Source organism: Pseudovibrio sp. Alg231-02, assembly GCF_900143565.1.
GTDB lineage: Bacteria > Pseudomonadota > Alphaproteobacteria > Rhizobiales > Stappiaceae > Pseudovibrio.
The window spans coordinates 760,129-775,958 of the sequence record NZ_FREX01000001.1 but is presented as its reverse complement, the minus strand read 5'-3'; the positions used below and the strand labels follow the sequence as shown (position 1 = coordinate 775,958).

Genomic DNA, 15,830 nt, shown 5'->3' with positions numbered 1-15,830 from the left:
CTGATACAAGGCAGGCAGGTTTATTCCTTCCCGAAGGAAGTGTTGTATTCACCGTCCTCCCGCTCATAGCAAAGGGTTTGCACCCTTCAAAAAAAAGGCACAAAAAATCCGCCAGTTACGGGAGCGGTAGCCGCTTGTATTGAGGTTGTGAAGCCTCACACATGAATGTGGAATGAAACACCGCCCTTGTCAAATTGGTAATTTAGGCAAGGGGTGTGGATTGGTGGAAATGGAGGAAGTATTTCAACCGGAGATTGGGGAGACAGATTGCTATCTGTCATCAGATATCGACCCCCACCATCCGTCATCCCGCACTCGATGCGGGACCCAGAGCCACCCCACCACAACTCACCATCTCAGTACTGGATACCGGATCTCCACTCCGCTCCGTCCGGCATGACGGCGAAGAGAGGCACTAGCACAAGCCTCCCCCCCACCGGTGTCTTCCCGGCCCCCGAGCTGGGATCTATACCCACAACGACCTATGGATTAATCAGCGTTCCGACCCTGCTCAGATCATCCGACCAGTAGATAAACGCGGCTCTTCCAAAAATGTTTTCCGCTGGAACATATCCGACCTCCGCAAGAACACGGCTGTCTTGCGAATTATCCCGATGGTCACCTAGCATGAAGTAATGTCCTTTAGGTACAATATACTCAGGTGTATTATCAAAGAAGCTGTTTGGAACGAGATTCAGAATTGGATAGCTTTTCCCATTTGGTAAATGTTCGAGCATTTGCGGGATTTGCACGGTTTCACCGTACACATCTGTTGTTTCAAATACAGGCAAGGGGGTTAGTTCAAGTGCTTTTCCATTCAAGATGACTTTGCCATCATCCAAGCGCACGGTGTCTCCCGGCAAACCAATTACACGTTTTATGTAATCGCTTTGACCATCACTAGGTAGTTTAAAGACAACAATATCGCCACGTTTCGGAGCAAAGCCACTAAAGCCTCCTGCATCCGTAACGATGTATTCGCCTCTGAGTAGGTTTGGCTGGTCACTGCCAGATGCTACAAAGAATGTCCGAATTTGCCGCTGTGGGAGAAGTACGGCATTTACGATTTGGAGTGGAAACGGGAACAAAAGCCAGACGACTAAGTAAACCCACCACCGATTATAGCGCTTAAGAGTATATTCTTTCTGGCTCCGCGACAGCATAAATAAGTCAATGTATGTAGTCAGATACAGGGCCAGCCAAACAAGAAAGAAAATGCCCAAATAGACTCTGCTATCTATGAAGTTCGGCATTGGAACCAGCATGAATATTAGAGCAAGCCAGAGCAAAACAATAAAAAAGAAAAAGCGCTTTGGTCGCCCAACATACAAGTAGCCTGATGCGCCGAAGAATTGCAGTAGAAATGCTACTAACCATCGACGTTTTCTTACAATTGGTATTGTCATGATGAGTTCTGTGACTAGTTAATAATTGTGAAGTTAATAGCATAAGTTGCGCACTGTGTAAGTCGCAATTTCGAGATCAGATCCCGGCTCGGGGGCCGGGAAGACGTCGGTGGGGAGGCGAGGTGATGGAGTGATGGCAGCTCCCTCATGCCGTCATCCCGCACAAGCGCAGCGCGATGCGGGACCCAGAGGGGTGAGGTAGAGCCTCTCGGTATCTTCGCCTTGAAATGACGCATCAGATTGAAAGCGGCTTTGTGTTGTTTCCAAACCAGCCTCAGCACATGCCGCCCTAGGTCCCGGCTCGGGGGCCGGGAAGACGTCGGTGGGGAGGTGAGATGATGGGGCGATGGCAGATCCCCTCATGCCGTCATCCCGCACAAGCGCAGCGCGATGCGGGACCTAGAGCGGCGAGGTCAAGCCTCTCGGTATCTTCGCCTTGTAATGACGCATCAGATTGGAAGCGACTTTGTGTAGTCTCCAAACCAGCCTCAGCGCATGCGGCCCTAGGTCCCGGCTCGGGGGCCGGGATGACGTCGGTGGGGAGGTGAGGTGGCGAAGAGGTGAGGTGGTGGCGCTTAAACCTGTGCCGTCATCTCCTGAGTGTTTGCAACTCTTGATCGCAGCCTCGAAATAGGCACCGGAGGCACAGCTAATCAGCTGCAACAAAAGTGGGTACGCTCCAGTTAGAAAAGGGGCTCAGACTGGAGCGTGGGGGCTGCTTAGAGGAAGAAGTCGCCGTAATCAAAGCTGCTGTAATCTGAGGCCGCGTCATAGCCGCCATAATCAGCGCCATCGTAATCCATTGGATTGCCAACGCTATGGCCACCGGTATCTAAAGTAATGCCAGAGCCAACGACCGTGTGACCTCCAGTATCAAGATTAACACCGGAACCAGTGACATGGTGGCCACCGGTTGTGACGGAGTTGCCGGATCCGGTTACAACATTGCCGCCGGTGTTGATGCTGTTGCCGCCAAGGTTGCCGAAGTCAAAATCATCATATGGATTGTCATAGGAAATTGGAGCAGGGCCATCTGTGATGGTTCCACTCGGCGTCGTGATCGTGTTTCCAGTGGTGTTGACTGTGTTCCCTGGTGCAACCGAGTTGTTGCCAGATGAAATGCTGTTGGTGCCAGGATTAGGAGCACCGCCGAAATTGAAGTAATCAGGATTGAAGTTGTACCGCATATAAAATTTTCCTTTTACTTTATTAGAAATGCGAAATTTAGTAATTTCGCACTGCCCGAAAACATGAGTAAGTTAAACTTTTAAATTTGTCCTGCATATTATCGATATGGTAAGTTGTTGTAGGAAAAAGTGACGCAATGTAGTTTAGTATGTGTCTTTTTTGAGAATATTATAGTCAAACTTGCTTCAGGCTTGTCGAAAATAAGGTGTGTTTCTAGTAATTTATTGTTGATCTGAGTCAATAATACATAAGTGAACTTGAGACTCTTAAATGTAGACATGCATAACGTGTGTTTTTCCAAACACATAACTCGGCTCAACGTCGCATGCGGGGAGTGAGACAGAAAGGCATGAGGCAAGATTGCTACGCACTGACACGCTCCCAAATTTCATGGGCAAACCCACTCGCCAGATTTCCCATTCTTTAGCCTTCTTTTGCGAAAATTAGCGCAAAATAACAAAGAAAACTGGGGTCCCCGGTGCGGTCGCAATCTCTAAAGAGTCTGTTTGATTATCGGATTGAGGTGTTTCTCTTCAGTCAGATGATGCTCATGTTCGGCGCTTTGATCTTGCCGGGCCAGACACTGGACACGCCTGTTTTCAACGCGTTTTATAGCTTCAACATCGCAACCGGCATGCTCATCACGTTAAAAAGGAGGCAGTTTTTCAGGTTGGTCGCCGTGTTGCTTGCCTGCTCGCTGATCCTGTCGTTTCTTGACACGCCAATCTTTCCGACAATTGACCCGCTGGTCCCGCAAATTGTGATCTTCTTTGCCTTCCATGCTGTGGTGGCCGTCGTGCTGATTGATGAGATGCTCAGGACGTTTGAAGAAAACTACCGCGTGGTGCTGGGCGTGCTCAGCGGCTACATTTCAATCGGCATGGTCTCGTTCTTTCTCTTTATACTTATAGAGCACGTGCACCCGGGCTCCTTCAAAGGCCTGCCCATAGAAAATGTAGAGACCCACTCACAGGAAGAAGCCCTCATGTACGCCGCCTTCATCACGCTGATGACAATCGGCTACGGCGACATCGTTCCACTGACACCCATCGCCCGAAAGGCCGCAATCATTGTTGGGCTGGCTGGCCAGTTCTACATGGTGGTGCTCACCGCCATCATCGTCGGCAAATTCCTCAAATACAGGCAGCCGAAAAAGAAGGACTGATGTGCGCGATAGCTGCAAAACCGCGCCTGCGGCTTTTTCCAAAATGGCGCCTGCAGCCCTTTTAAAAAATAGCGCCTGCGGCTTTTCCAAAATAAAGAATGAAAGCGACCCGTCTGATCCTGATTAAAGCTGAACGGGTTTCATTGGTGGTTATTAAGCGCAGCCTGTTTTAATTGCCCGGAAAAACCTGAGCCAACCGGAAGGTCGCCCATGCCAATGTTCTCCATGGACAATATGCGCAAGCTGAAGAAGTTCAGTTCTTTGGCAACCGGTAAAACCTGGAAGATGTTCATCGCCTTCAATGCAGAGGCCATGTCCGACGGCGTGATCTCCAAAAAGAACAAGCAGCTCATTTCACTGGCCGCCGCACTCACCACTCAATGCCCATACTGTATCGAGATCCACCGCGAGAACGCCAAGGTCTGCGGCGCAACAGATGAAGAGCTCGCCGAAGTCGTCTTCATCGCCGCCGCCATCCGCGCCAGCAGCGCCATCACCCACGGCACCCACATGATAGAGCATGATGAATAACACTGCGGGCAGGGGGATAAGCCAGCCTCTGAGCACCAGTGCTACCACGCGACCAGTTTCATAAAAAACGCTGGTATCTCGCAAGTAACGCAAATGAACGCACAAAATAACGCAAACAAAAAAGGCTCCGGAAACCTCCGAAGCCTTTTCTAAAATCATAGGGATATGAGGTGCTTAGCCCTCATCGGCAAGCATCTCCAGCTCCAGCCACTCTTCTTCAAGCGCAGCAAGGTCCTCGTGCAGCTTCCCAACAGCGGTCATCACTTTGTGAAAACGGTCCGGATTGGAGCTGAACAGGTTCGGATCCTCTAACTCCTTCTGGCCCTTAGTGATTTTCGCTTCCAGTTTTTCAATCTCACCCGGAATGTCCTTCAGGCGGTGCTGCTGAGTAAAGTTGAGGCCGGACTTCTTGGTCTCCTTCTTCGGCGCAGCAGTAGAGGACTTATCCTCCTTCGCAGCACCGGAAGCCTTGTCCGCCTTGGCAACTTTACGCGCCTGCACACCTTCACCGCGCTGGCGCACCATGTCGGTGTAACCACCAGCATACTCACCCCAATTGCCGCTCTCATCTTCCATCGTAATGATGCTGGTGCAGATGCGGTCAAGGAAGTCACGATCATGGCTCACAAGCAGGACGGTGCCGGGATAATCAGAAATCAGCTCCTGCAACAGGTCCAGTGTCTCAAGGTCCAGATCGTTGGTCGGCTCATCAAGCACCATCAAATTGGAAGGCGCAGCCAGCGCACGCGCCAGCAGCAAACGTCCCCGTTCCCCGCCCGAAAGCACACGCACAGGGGTGCGCGCTTGTTCCGGCTTAAACAGGAAGTCCTTGAGATAACTCATGACATGCTTGGAAGTGTCACCCAGAATAACCATGTCCCCGCTGCCACCCGTCATAGCATTGACGAGTGTGTCATTGGGGTCCAGCTTCTCGCGCTTCTGGTCCAGCGTGATCATCTGCAAGTTGGCGCCAAGACGGATCGTGCCGGCATCCGGTGCAAGCTCGCCGGTGAGCATCTTCAGCAAGGTGGTCTTGCCAGCCCCGTTCGGCCCCACAAAGCCAATCCGGTCCCCACGCAAAATGCGGGTGGAGAAATCCTTGACGATTGGGCGCTCTTCGTAGGTCTTGCCGATGTGCTTGGCTTCAGAGACGAGCTTACCGGAGATATCCCCCTCAGTGGCAGCCATCTTCACGCTGCCCTGCGGTCCTTTATGCTCCTTGCGCTGCTGACGCAGATCAGCCAGCTCCCGCACCCGCCGCATATTCCGCTTACGACGCGCAGTCACGCCATAAACCATCCAATGCTCTTCCTGCCGAATCTTCTCATTCAGCCTTGCTTGCTCTTTTTCTTCCTCTTCAAAAACCTTGTCCCGCCACTCTTCAAACTTGGCAAAGCCCTGATCCATACGGCGGGAGATACCTCTGTCAATCCAGTAGGTTACGCGGGATAGGTTCTCTAAAAAGCGGCGGTCATGCGAGATCAAAACAATGGCAGACTTCATCTGCTTCAGTTCAGATTCCAGCCACTCAATCACCGGAAGGTCCAGATGGTTGGTCGGCTCGTCCAGCAACAAAATGTCCGGCTCCGGGGCCAAAGCCCGCGCAATCGCCGCGCGCTTGGCCTCCCCGCCCGAAAGCGTATCCGGATCTTCCTCACCCGTTAAGCCTAGGATTTCTAATAGGTATTTGGCCCGATATTGATCATCACCAGGAGCCAGCCCACCTTCAGCATAGGCAAGCACTGTCGCATACCCCGAAAGATCCGGCTCCTGAGGCAAGTACCGGATCGTCCGCCCCGGCTGCAAAAAATACTCGCCCTTATCCGGCTCTGTTAATCCCGCAGCGATTTTCAGCAATGTCGACTTGCCAGACCCGTTTCGACCAACTAAGCAGATCCGCTCGCCTTCCCCGACTTGCAGCTCTGCACCAGTCAGAAGAGGTGTGGTTCCAAAGTTAAGGTGTATGTCTCGCACATGAAGAAGCGGTGGTGCCATTAAGCTTGTCTTTCCAGATTCCCAAAACAGCGCATTTCAACGCTAGGAGTAGATTTGTTGGTAGTGCTCTACCACAAATGAGCCAAGGTGAAAGTTTTTTGCCGCCCCTGTGAAAAAACGGGGAGCACAAATGCTGGGCGTCATAGTGACGCGATTGCAAAAGATTCAGTAACGTAATTTGAAATAATTGTTCCAAATTTAGTCTATATTGGAAATAATGCTTCCGTAATCGTTCATAATGTAAATAAGAGATTAAAATAATCTCCGATTACGAGGAAATTTTGATCCTCCGACACTTGCTATAATAACGCAACAGTGAAATGTTGCTGCGAACTGCCAGTCTCCAAATCTGGCGGAATGTAACTTGAGGAGAGGGGAGATCTGCATGATCAAGTCCATTCGTATGTCAGCGCTAGCTGCAGCCCTTATTGCTGCTACTTCGCTATCTGCCACGGCTGAAACCGTATACAACCGTGGTAATTCCGCTGACCCAGAAACACTTGACCAGCACAAGACATCTACAACTTATGAAGCTCACATTCTGCGTGATCTTTATGAGGGTCTTGTTGCTTACAACGCGAAGGGTGAAATCATCCCCGGCGCGGCCGCAAGCTGGACTGTTTCTGACGATGGTCTGACATACACATTCAAGATGCGTGACGACGCAAAGTGGTCAAACGGCGATCCGGTTCTGGCTGGTGACTTCGTTTACTCCCTGCGCCGCATCATGAACCCAATGACCGGTGCGAAATACGCAAACGTTCTCTACCCTATCCTGAATTCCGAAGCCGTTAACAAAGGCGACATGGAAGGTGAGAAGCTCGGCGTTAAAGCAATTGATGACAAGACCCTTGAAATCAAGCTGCACGCTCCAACCCCTTACTTCATCCAGCTTCTGGCGCACCAGTCCGGTCTTCCGGTACACCCTGCATCCGTTGAAAAGTTTGGTTCTGACTTCGTAAAGCCAGCCAACATCGTAACCAACGGCGCGTTTGTACTGTCCAGCTTCGTACCGAACGATGCTGTGACCGCAGTTAAGAACCCTTACTTCCATGACGCAGCAAACGTTGCTCTGGATTCAGTTAAGTTCTACCCGACTGAAGACCGTGGTGCTGCTCTTCGCCGCTTCCAGGCTGGCGAACTGGACACCAACAACGATGCCCCACTGGAGCAGATCGACTTCATTCGTGGCACTTTGGGCAATCAGTTTAAAGTCGCACCATATCTCGGCAACTACTACTACGCGCTGAACCATGAATCTGAAGCTATGAAAGACCCTGATATTCGTCAGGCTCTGTCCATGGCAATCGACCGTGAATTCCTTGCAGAAGACATTTGGGGCGGCACTATGGTTGCTGCTTACTCCCTCGTGCCTCCTGGAATCGACAACTACGGCGAACCAGCTTACGCTCCTTGGGCAGAAACTGACCTGCTCGACCGTGAGGAAGAAGCTAAGAAGATTCTTGAATCCAAAGGTTATAACCAGAGCAACCCTCTGAAGGTTGAAATCCGTTACAACACCTCTGAGAACCACAAGAACACTGCTGTTGCAATTGCAGACATGTGGAAGCCTCTTGGCGTTGAAGTGTCCATGTTGAACACTGACACCAAGACCCACTACGCACACCTGCGTGACCGTGGTGATTTCGATGTTGCTCGTGCAGGCTGGATCGGTGACTACTCCGACCCGCAGAACTTCCTGTTCATGACTGAAAGCGACAACACAGGCTTCAACTACGCTCGCTATGAAAACCCTGAGTACGATGCACTCATGGATGAAGCAGCTGTAACTGTTGACCTAGAAAAGCGTGCAGCGATCCTGAAGAAAGCAGAAACTATCTTCATGCGTGATCTGCCATTCCTGCCTTTGATGTACTACGGCTCTAAAAACCTCGTTTCTGATAAGGTTTCCGGTTTCGAAACCAACCTGTTGGACGTGCATCCAAGCCGCTTCGTCAAGATTAACAAGTAATCTTTAACGCGACAGAAAATGCCAGTCATGCAGGATAGCTCATGGCTGGCATTTTTGTGAACTATCGGTAAATAAAAACGATAAACAACTGGAGAAGCAAGGCCCATGTTACGCTATGTCCTGAGCAGATTGCTCAGCGCGATACCGACCTTGTTCTTGATCATTACGATTTCCTTCTTCCTTATGCGCGTAGCGCCAGGTGGTCCGTTCGATCTGGAACGTCCATTGGAAGCAAAGGTTATGGAGAATCTGAACAAGATCTACAATTTGGACAAATCTCTTTGGGAGCAGTACCTCATTTATCTCAAGAGCGTATTGTCCGGTGATTTTGGTCCAAGTTTCTTCTTCCGAGATTTCTCGATCAATGAACTTTTCGCCCAAAGTCTTCCAATCTCCATGCAGCTCGGTCTTTCTGCACTGGCTCTTGCCCTGGCTGTTGGTGGGTTTTTGGGGGTTATCGCAGCGCTGCGCCAGAATAAAGGCGTCGACTATTCTGTGATGGCCGTTGCGACACTCGGGGTGACCATCCCGAATTTTGTTGTGGCACCAATTCTGACACTCATACTGGGTGTGCATTTTGGTTGGCTCCCTGTCGGGGGCTGGGGCGGTGGCGCCTTTGTCAACATGGTTCTGCCTGTCGTAACGCTGGCTCTTCCGCAGATTGCAGTTGTTGCCCGTTTGACCCGTGGTTCAATGATTGAAGCACTGCGTTCCAACCATGTCCGCACAGCACGCGCTTATGGCCTGTCCGGATACACCGTCGTTGTCATTCACGCTCTGCGTGGTGCCATCCTACCGGTTGTGTCCTACCTCGGCCCTGCAGCTGCTGCATTGCTGACCGGTTCCGTTGTTATCGAAACCATCTTCGGTATCCCGGGTATTGGCCGCTACTTCGTACAAGGCGCTCTGAACCGTGACTACACACTCGTAATGGGTACTGTCGTGGTCGTCGCTTGTTTCGTCATTATCTTCAACCTCATCGTGGATCTGCTCTATGCAATGCTTGATCCTCGTGTGCGTTTTGACTGAGGACTCGAATTTATGAGTGTTACCTCCGACCAGCTGAAAGAAGCCCCGAAAATGGGCCGCTCGCTGTGGGATGACGCCCGTGATCGTCTTCTCGCAAACAAAGCAGCAGTGACCTCTCTGATCGTGCTGGCAGTGATCACACTGCTGTCCGTCGTTGGGCCAATGCTGACACCGCACCCATACGATCAGGTTTATCGCGATTACGTGAAGCAGCCTGCGAGCCTGGAAGCTTATCCGAAGCAGGATGAGATCCAGCCAGCCTTTGCAAAAATTGCAAAGCGTGCTCGTATGACCGTCGACAGCTACGAGCTGAACGATGGCAAGGTGACTGCAACAGTAACATCCCGTCGTAAACTGGATGAGCGTTATGCGCGTTACTTCGATCGTTCTGATCTGTTTGAGAGTGCTGCAATCAGCAACATCTCTTCAGATAAAAAGAGCGCGACTGTAACCGCTGACATTCAGTATATGCACTTCTACTTCGGTACGGATGCAAACGGCCGCGACATGCTCACCCGTACACTGATTGCAGGTCGTGTTTCCTTGACCATCGGTCTGCTGGCAACCTTCGTTGCAATCAGCATCGGTGTGTTCTGGGGGGCTGCCTCCGGTTACTTCGGTGGCAGGGTCGATCTGGTGATGATGCGTGTTGTAGACATCCTCTACTCACTGCCATTCATCTTCTTCGTGATCATGCTTGTTGTGTTCTTTGGCCGTAACTTCGTCCTGATGTTTATTGCCGTGGGTGCTGTTGAGTGGCTGGATATGGCGCGTATTGTGCGCGGTCAGACCTTGTCCATCAAACGCCAGGAATACGTACAGGCTGCGGAAGCTATGGGTGTTGAAGGTGGCGGAATTCTGAAGCGCCACATCATTCCAAACACCCTTGGTCCGGTTGTGATTTACATGACCCTGCTGGTACCAAAAGTGATCCTGCTGGAAAGCTTCCTGTCCTTCCTGGGCCTTGGTGTTCAGGAGCCAATGACCTCTTGGGGTGTGTTGATCTCCGAAGGTGCGCGTAACCTGCAAGGTGCTGCATGGATGCTGGTGTTCCCGGCAATCTTCCTCACCTCCACATTGTTCGCGCTGAACTTCATCGGCGACGGTCTGCGCGATGCGCTGGACCCTAAGGATCGATAAGAGGACAGAATGAGCAAGATTAACGAAAACACTGTTCTTGAGATCGACACTCTTAAAGTTGATTTCGAAACCAACACCGGCATGGTTCACGCAGTAAAAGGCGTGAACATCCATGTGGACTCCGGCGAGACTGTCGCGATTGTGGGCGAGTCTGGCTCTGGTAAATCCCAGACCATGATGGCAGCCATGGGGCTTCTGGCAGGCAACGGCATCACCCATGGTGAAGTCCGTTACCGCGGCACGAACATCCTTGGGTCTTCCATTCGTCAGCTCAACAAGATCCGTGGTGCGAAAGTGACCATGATCTTCCAGGAGCCGATGACCTCTCTGGATCCGCTCTACTCCATTGAGCGCCAGCTCTGTGAGCCAATGGTTGAGCACGGGGAATACACCTGGGCAACAGCTAAAAAGCGCGCTGTAGAGCTTCTGGAACTCGTGGGTATTCCTGAGCCGGCACGTAAAGTGAAGGCGTTCCCCTATGAGATGTCTGGCGGTCAGCGCCAGCGTGTCATGATCGCGATGGCGCTCGCAAACGATCCGGATATCCTGATCGCGGATGAGCCAACCACTGCGTTGGACGTGACCACTCAGGCTCAGATTCTTGAGTTGATGGCAGATCTTCAAAAACGCCTCGGCATGGCAGTTGTGTTCATCACCCACGATCTGGGTATCGTTGAGCGCATCTCCGACCGTGTGTATGTGATGAAGTCCGGTGAAGTTGTTGAAGAGGGCAACACCAAAGAAATCTTTGGTAATCCTCAGCACGACTACACCAAGATGCTGCTGGATGCAGAGCCAACCGGTTCTAAAGCCGTTGTACCTGACACCAACCCGATTGTTCTGGATGCAAAGGACGTGCGCGTTGAGTTTGAAACCGAAACTGGTTTCCTCAAACCAAATCACGTCCTGCGCGCTGTAAACGACATTTCCATGGAAGTGCGTGAAGGCCAGACACTCGGCATCGTAGGCGAGTCCGGCTCCGGTAAATCCACTCTGGGCCGTGCTGTGCTTCAGCTTCTGCCAACAGCAGGTGGCCGTGTTGTTTACCTCGGAAACGACATCACCGGTGCAGCCAAAAAGAAGATGCAGCCGCTTCGTAAAGAAATGCAGCTCATCTTCCAGGATCCGTTCGGGTCTCTGTCTCCGCGTATGACCGTGGGCCAGATCATCACCGAAGGTCTGTTGGTGCATGAGCCTCAGCTTTCAGCCAAGGAACGTGATCTGCGGGCTATCCAGGCGCTTGAAGAAGTGTCCATGGACCCAGCCATGCGCAACCGCTACCCACACGAGTTCTCTGGTGGTCAGCGTCAGCGTATCGCGATTGCACGCACCATGATCCTCAATCCAAAGCTTGTTGTGCTGGACGAACCAACCTCCGCGTTGGACCGTACCGTGCAAAAGCAGGTGGTTGAGCTTCTGCGCAACCTGCAAAAAGAGCATGGCCTGACCTATCTCTTCATCTCTCACGATCTGGCCGTGGTTCGCGCCATGTCCGATACTGTGATGGTGATGCAGAAGGGTGAAGTGGTTGAAAAGGGACTGGCAGAAGAAATCTTCTCCAACCCGAAAGAAGACTACACCAAAGAACTGCTCGAAGCTGCTGCGTTGAAGCCAGCTTGAAGCTAAGCGATCAAAGCTTTTAAAATTGAAAACCCCGGTGCAACGCGCCGGGGTTTTTGCATGAGGCGTGAGAGGTTCACTGTCAAAGTGCACCGCATCGTTTGCACTCAAACTATCTTAACAGCTTGAGCGCTCCCACAAGTGAGCGCACCAGTTTGCTTGGACCACAAATCCCGATCCCGTCTATCTTCTCTGTCTTCAGAGCCTGCGTAGGCACCAGAGCGTCATACTCAGCGAAAGAATGGATTGATCTGGCAAAGGCGGGAAAGACAACCAGAGTAATTTCGTCAAGGTGTGCGGAGGACTTCGTCAATAAGTTCTGCATTTGATCGATATTGGCCTGCAGGATAGGGACGGGACGATCCGCACTGCATTTGAAGGATACACCCTCACGGTCCGTTAAAGTTACTCCGGCCAACCCGGTGTTTTCTGTTCCAATCCCAATTGATATAGCCCCGACCGTATTTGCGAGCAGACCCGTAGGTAGATCCGGGTCTGCCACAATCGCAAGCCGGAAATCCTGTTCACCTCGAAGTGGTTGTTTCTTGATTTGATTAGTAAGCATCCTTGTCTCCTTTATGGGGACAATATCTGGATGCAGAAGAGAAGGTTGATCTATCTTACCCTAAAATGAGCGATATATAGGTAGGTGCTACCTGAAAATAGCCAAAGTTAGGTATAGTCTACCAATAGGAGTGCAAAATGTCTCTTGAAAGTAGTGGGCAACAAAAGAAAGCTGTTCAGCTGGATGCCGCAGATAGGAAAATCCTTCAGGTTTTGCAGAAGGAGGGACGCCTTTCAAATACTGAGCTTGCCGAAAAGGTGGGTATGTCCACCTCGCCATGCTGGCGGCGCGTCAGACGGTTAGAGCAGGAAGGGGTGATCAGTAATTACGCCGCTCGTCTGGATCGAAAAACTCTGGGCCTTGGTGTGTTCGTTGTCGTGATGATCCAGATTGACGCGCACAATGCAGAACAGGCCGTGGAGTTTGAAAAGGCTGTGCTGAAGCTTGAGCAGGTCATTGCCTGCTACTCAGTCGGAGGGGGAGTTGATTTCGTGCTGCAAGTGGTTTGCGAAGATCTTGATGCGTATGCCGAATTCTCGATGAACATCCTACGGCGCCTTCCGGGCATTAAAGCTATGGAAAGCAACTTTGTGCTCAAGGAGCTAAAGCCGCTCACGGGCTGGCCTGTTTGACTGACATGCCAACCCATTTTTCACATCTTCGCGGCAAGGAAGGGGAATTAAATCCCCGCTCGCTCCAAAACGCTGATCCAGTTCTTGTGCGCGATCTTGGCGATCAGGTCCTCACCGAAGTCTGCTTTGCGGAAGGCTTCGATCAGGTTTGGCAAACCAGCCACATCCTTGATGTCGTTGGCAACCAGACAGCCGTCGTAGTCTGACCCAAGCGCAACACCATCTTCACCCAGTTTGTTGATCAGATAGTCCGCATGGCGCAGGATCACGTCTAAAGGCATGTCAGAGTTCAGCTGTCCATCAGGACGCAGGAAGAAGACCGCAAAGTTGATACCCACCAGTCCCTTGGATTCAGCAATCGCATCAAGTTGCTTATCTGTCAGGTTCCGGCTCATTGGACAGATCTTGAACACGTTGGAATGGCTCGCCACGATCGGCTTGTCGGTGATCTTGGCCAGATCCCAAAAGCCTTTCTCATTCAAGTGAGACACGTCCAGCTGGATCTTACGGTGATTACACTGGCGCACCAGCTCTTTACCCACATCAGTAAGACCCGGACCAATGTCTGGGCTGTGCTCAAACTCCATCGGCACGCCATATCCGAAGATAGTCTCACGGCTCCATACAGGACCGATAGAGCGCAAACCGCGATTATACAGCAGCTCCAGCGCTTCAAAGTCCTTATCGATGCACTCGGCGCCTTCAACATGCAGCATCATCGCCAGTTGCTCAGCTGCCATTGCCTCCTTGATTGCAACAGTTGAACGGCAGATCTTCACCTCACCATTCCCCTCGGCTTCAAGGTCCTCTGCAATATCAAGAAGCTTCAGAGTATAATCCAGCGCTTCCTGTTGGGACACGCCTTTGAAATGCTCAGGGCTTTTGAAGTCAACCTCTTTACCTTCCTTCGGTTTGGCTCGCACAGAAGGGGTAAACATGGCAAACAGCCCACCAGCAAAACCGCCTTTGCGGGCGCGTGGCAGATCGATGTGATCGTGACCAGCCTCCTCAAAGAAACTGCGTTCCTTGGGAGTATTTGACCGACGCTCCAACGAGAGCAGCGTATCGTTATGGCCGTCAAAAACCGGAACCAGGTTGGAGGCAGTATCTGTCATGAAGAACTCCGAAAATGAAAAATGCTATGAGAAAAACCAAATGTGAAAAGCAAAAGGGATCTACGCAAAGCCCAAGGCCACTGGCACAAAGCTAGGTCACATTGGCGGAATTTGAAACTACACTGTTAAATATTAAACCCTTAAAATCAATAGGATCAGCGGATATTTCTGGATGGTTTTATGAGGGAACAGCGCAATGGCGACAGTGATCAGAAGCTCTGACTTTACGGCAGACAAAGCCTGGGGTGCACAGCAGATTGCCAACATGAATGACATTACCACACGGCTGCATTGGACGGATCAGCCCTACAAATGGCACGTGAATGAGGGGGAGGAAGTGTTTGTCGTACTGTCTGGATGCGTGGAGATGAAGTATCGCCAAAACGGCGAGGAACTCTCCGCTCTATTGAACACAGGCGATATTTTCTATGCTTCAATCGGCACTGAACATATAGCACAGCCTCATGGTGAGGCGCGTGTGCTGGTCGTTGAGACTGAGGGCAGTGTCTGATACCAGGCGATTTGGGGAAGGGGACTGCTGTCCCCATCCTCGGTCTTGAGCGAGTAGGTCAGGCCAAGCCGGGCAAGGCCACATCTACCATGATCATCGCAAAATGACAGGCCGCTGCTGACAACACAAAACCGTGCCAGATTGCGTTTTGGAATGGCAGGTTCTTCCAGATGTAAAACAGGGTGCCAACCGTATAGAGGCCACCACCGGTCGCAAGCAGCGTGAAGCCTGCCAGGGATAGCTCATTGTAAATAGGAACGATTGCAAAGAAGCTCACCCAGCCCATCGCCAGATAAATAGGCACAGCCAGCTTATCCATGGAAGTAATGTGCAAGATCTTGATGGCCGCACCCGCCACCGCACAAATCCAGATCCCGACGAGCATGGAAATCCCAAGCCACCCGCCAAGAACCATCAGGCATAGGGGAGTGTAGGTACCGGCAATAAGGAAATAGATTGCGGAATGGTCCAGACGGCGCAGGATGCCAATCTTGTTATCTTTCTGCAAAATATTGTAGGTCGCAGAGCAGACAAGCATCGCCAACAGCGTACCAGCATATATGTAGATGCTGATTTGCCGAGCATAATCATCCGCTGCCCACAAGACCATAACAAAGGCTGTTGTCGCAGCAGCTCCAAACGCAATGCCCGCAACGTGGATGACGCCGTCAACCACTCGTTCTGCGTAGGTTTCTTCCCTCATCCGCGGACAATCCCCCAATTAATCCAATATATACCCTCTTCCATAATGCAGGTCCAAGCTCGTAAACTCAACTGTAACTAAGTTGCAATCTGGTCATTTACTGGGCAATTCTCAATTCTGAAGGTCATGCCCTTGGAAATCGGGCATATCCAATTGCCAGTCTCGCCCAGATGTGGCATTGCCTCTCTCGGCTTCCCAAAAGAAGCTGCTCTGGTTTGAAGGACCCTTTGGGCTCTGTGGGAAAGACCGCGAAAGCGA

General features: G+C 51.4%; 14 protein-coding genes. 8 read left to right on the top strand and 6 right to left on the bottom strand.

The window, feature by feature from the left end; all coding sequences use genetic code 11:
* Window positions 1-482: 482 nt before the first annotated feature.
* Both lepB and DHN43_RS03300 read right to left on the bottom strand, forming a co-directional pair.
* A complete protein-coding gene (gene lepB, locus DHN43_RS03305; RefSeq protein WP_108817712.1) occupies window positions 483-1,406 on the bottom strand; it encodes a signal peptidase I in 924 nt (307 codons plus the stop codon).
* Window positions 1,407-2,125: 719 nt separating this feature from the next.
* Window positions 2,126-2,593, bottom strand: a complete 468-nt coding sequence (locus tag DHN43_RS03300) for a hypothetical protein (RefSeq protein WP_108817711.1) — start codon at window positions 2,591-2,593, stop codon at window positions 2,126-2,128.
* Window positions 2,594-3,072: 479 nt separating this feature from the next.
* On the opposite strand from DHN43_RS03300, the gene DHN43_RS03295 reads away from it, so the two are divergent.
* Entirely contained in the window at window positions 3,073-3,759 is a 687-nt protein-coding gene (locus DHN43_RS03295) for a potassium channel family protein (RefSeq protein ID WP_208981836.1), read from the top strand.
* 210 nt (window positions 3,760-3,969) lie between these two features.
* The gene (locus DHN43_RS03290) at window positions 3,970-4,290 is read left to right on the top strand and encodes a carboxymuconolactone decarboxylase family protein (RefSeq protein WP_057462788.1); all 321 of its coding nucleotides are present in this window, start codon (window positions 3,970-3,972) and stop codon (window positions 4,288-4,290) included.
* A gap of 174 nt (window positions 4,291-4,464) precedes the next feature.
* Here the strand turns inward: DHN43_RS03290 and DHN43_RS03285 are convergent, their stop codons facing one another.
* Complete coding sequence (locus DHN43_RS03285) at window positions 4,465-6,285, bottom strand: ABC-F family ATP-binding cassette domain-containing protein (RefSeq protein ID WP_199914764.1); 1,821 nt, start codon at window positions 6,283-6,285, stop codon at window positions 4,465-4,467.
* 385 nt (window positions 6,286-6,670) lie between these two features.
* Here DHN43_RS03285 and DHN43_RS03280 point away from each other — a divergent pair, with 385 nt between their 5' ends.
* From DHN43_RS03280 to DHN43_RS03265, 4 genes are all read left to right on the top strand, one after another.
* Window positions 6,671-8,257, top strand: coding sequence for a peptide ABC transporter substrate-binding protein (locus DHN43_RS03280; protein ID WP_063288129.1), 1,587 nt, complete (start codon window positions 6,671-6,673; stop codon window positions 8,255-8,257).
* 105 nt (window positions 8,258-8,362) lie between these two features.
* The gene (gene oppB / locus DHN43_RS03275; RefSeq protein ID WP_057462785.1) at window positions 8,363-9,286 is read left to right on the top strand and encodes an oligopeptide ABC transporter permease OppB; all 924 of its coding nucleotides are present in this window, start codon (window positions 8,363-8,365) and stop codon (window positions 9,284-9,286) included.
* 12 nt (window positions 9,287-9,298) lie between these two features.
* Window positions 9,299-10,426, top strand: a complete 1,128-nt coding sequence (locus tag DHN43_RS03270; protein ID WP_057462784.1) for an ABC transporter permease subunit — start codon at window positions 9,299-9,301, stop codon at window positions 10,424-10,426.
* 9 nt (window positions 10,427-10,435) lie between these two features.
* Entirely contained in the window at window positions 10,436-12,046 is a 1,611-nt protein-coding gene (locus DHN43_RS03265) for an ABC transporter ATP-binding protein (RefSeq protein WP_063293277.1), read from the top strand.
* 112 nt (window positions 12,047-12,158) lie between these two features.
* Here DHN43_RS03265 and DHN43_RS03260 read toward each other — a convergent pair whose 3' ends face one another.
* Window positions 12,159-12,611, bottom strand: coding sequence for a DUF2000 domain-containing protein (locus DHN43_RS03260; protein ID WP_108817710.1), 453 nt, complete (start codon window positions 12,609-12,611; stop codon window positions 12,159-12,161).
* 137 nt (window positions 12,612-12,748) lie between these two features.
* On the opposite strand from DHN43_RS03260, the gene DHN43_RS03255 reads away from it, so the two are divergent.
* Window positions 12,749-13,243, top strand: a complete 495-nt coding sequence (locus tag DHN43_RS03255) for an Lrp/AsnC family transcriptional regulator (RefSeq protein WP_057462781.1) — start codon at window positions 12,749-12,751, stop codon at window positions 13,241-13,243.
* Window positions 13,244-13,290: 47 nt separating this feature from the next.
* On the opposite strand, the gene DHN43_RS03250 is transcribed toward DHN43_RS03255, so the two are convergent.
* Complete coding sequence (locus DHN43_RS03250) at window positions 13,291-14,358, bottom strand: dipeptidase (RefSeq protein ID WP_108817709.1); 1,068 nt, start codon at window positions 14,356-14,358, stop codon at window positions 13,291-13,293.
* Window positions 14,359-14,554: 196 nt separating this feature from the next.
* Between DHN43_RS03250 and DHN43_RS03245 the strand changes: the two genes are divergently transcribed.
* On the top strand, window positions 14,555-14,869 hold the full coding sequence (locus DHN43_RS03245) for a cupin (RefSeq protein WP_108817708.1): 315 nt from the start codon (window positions 14,555-14,557) through the stop codon (window positions 14,867-14,869).
* Between the two features lie 58 nt (window positions 14,870-14,927).
* Here the strand turns inward: DHN43_RS03245 and trhA are convergent, their stop codons facing one another.
* Window positions 14,928-15,572 carry a PAQR family membrane homeostasis protein TrhA gene (gene trhA / locus DHN43_RS03240; protein WP_108817707.1) on the bottom strand — a complete coding sequence of 215 codons (645 nt, stop codon included), beginning with the start codon at window positions 15,570-15,572 and terminating at the stop codon, window positions 14,928-14,930.
* Window positions 15,573-15,830 lie beyond the last annotated feature (258 nt).

Bases quoted from the DNA above. Each gene is read 5' to 3' on its own strand.
- DHN43_RS03255 (WP_057462781.1), top strand. From the start codon at position 12,749: ATGTCTCTTGAAAGTAGTGGGCAACAAAAGAAAGCTGTTCAGCTGGAT.
- DHN43_RS03245 (WP_108817708.1), top strand. From the start codon at position 14,555: ATGGCGACAGTGATCAGAAGCTCTGACTTTACGGCAGACAAAGCCTGG.
- lepB (WP_108817712.1), bottom strand. From the start codon at position 1,406: ATGACAATACCAATTGTAAGAAAACGTCGATGGTTAGTAGCATTTCTA.
- trhA (WP_108817707.1), bottom strand. From the start codon at position 15,572: ATGAGGGAAGAAACCTACGCAGAACGAGTGGTTGACGGCGTCATCCAC.
- DHN43_RS03300 (WP_108817711.1), bottom strand. From the start codon at position 2,593: ATGCGGTACAACTTCAATCCTGATTACTTCAATTTCGGCGGTGCTCCT.
- oppB (WP_057462785.1), top strand. From the start codon at position 8,363: ATGTTACGCTATGTCCTGAGCAGATTGCTCAGCGCGATACCGACCTTG.
- DHN43_RS03280 (WP_063288129.1), top strand. From the start codon at position 6,671: ATGATCAAGTCCATTCGTATGTCAGCGCTAGCTGCAGCCCTTATTGCT.
- DHN43_RS03265 (WP_063293277.1), top strand. From the start codon at position 10,436: ATGAGCAAGATTAACGAAAACACTGTTCTTGAGATCGACACTCTTAAA.
- DHN43_RS03290 (WP_057462788.1), top strand. From the start codon at position 3,970: ATGCCAATGTTCTCCATGGACAATATGCGCAAGCTGAAGAAGTTCAGT.
- DHN43_RS03260 (WP_108817710.1), bottom strand. From the start codon at position 12,611: ATGCTTACTAATCAAATCAAGAAACAACCACTTCGAGGTGAACAGGAT.
- DHN43_RS03270 (WP_057462784.1), top strand. From the start codon at position 9,299: ATGAGTGTTACCTCCGACCAGCTGAAAGAAGCCCCGAAAATGGGCCGC.
- DHN43_RS03285 (WP_199914764.1), bottom strand. From the start codon at position 6,285: ATGGCACCACCGCTTCTTCATGTGCGAGACATACACCTTAACTTTGGA.
- DHN43_RS03250 (WP_108817709.1), bottom strand. From the start codon at position 14,358: ATGACAGATACTGCCTCCAACCTGGTTCCGGTTTTTGACGGCCATAAC.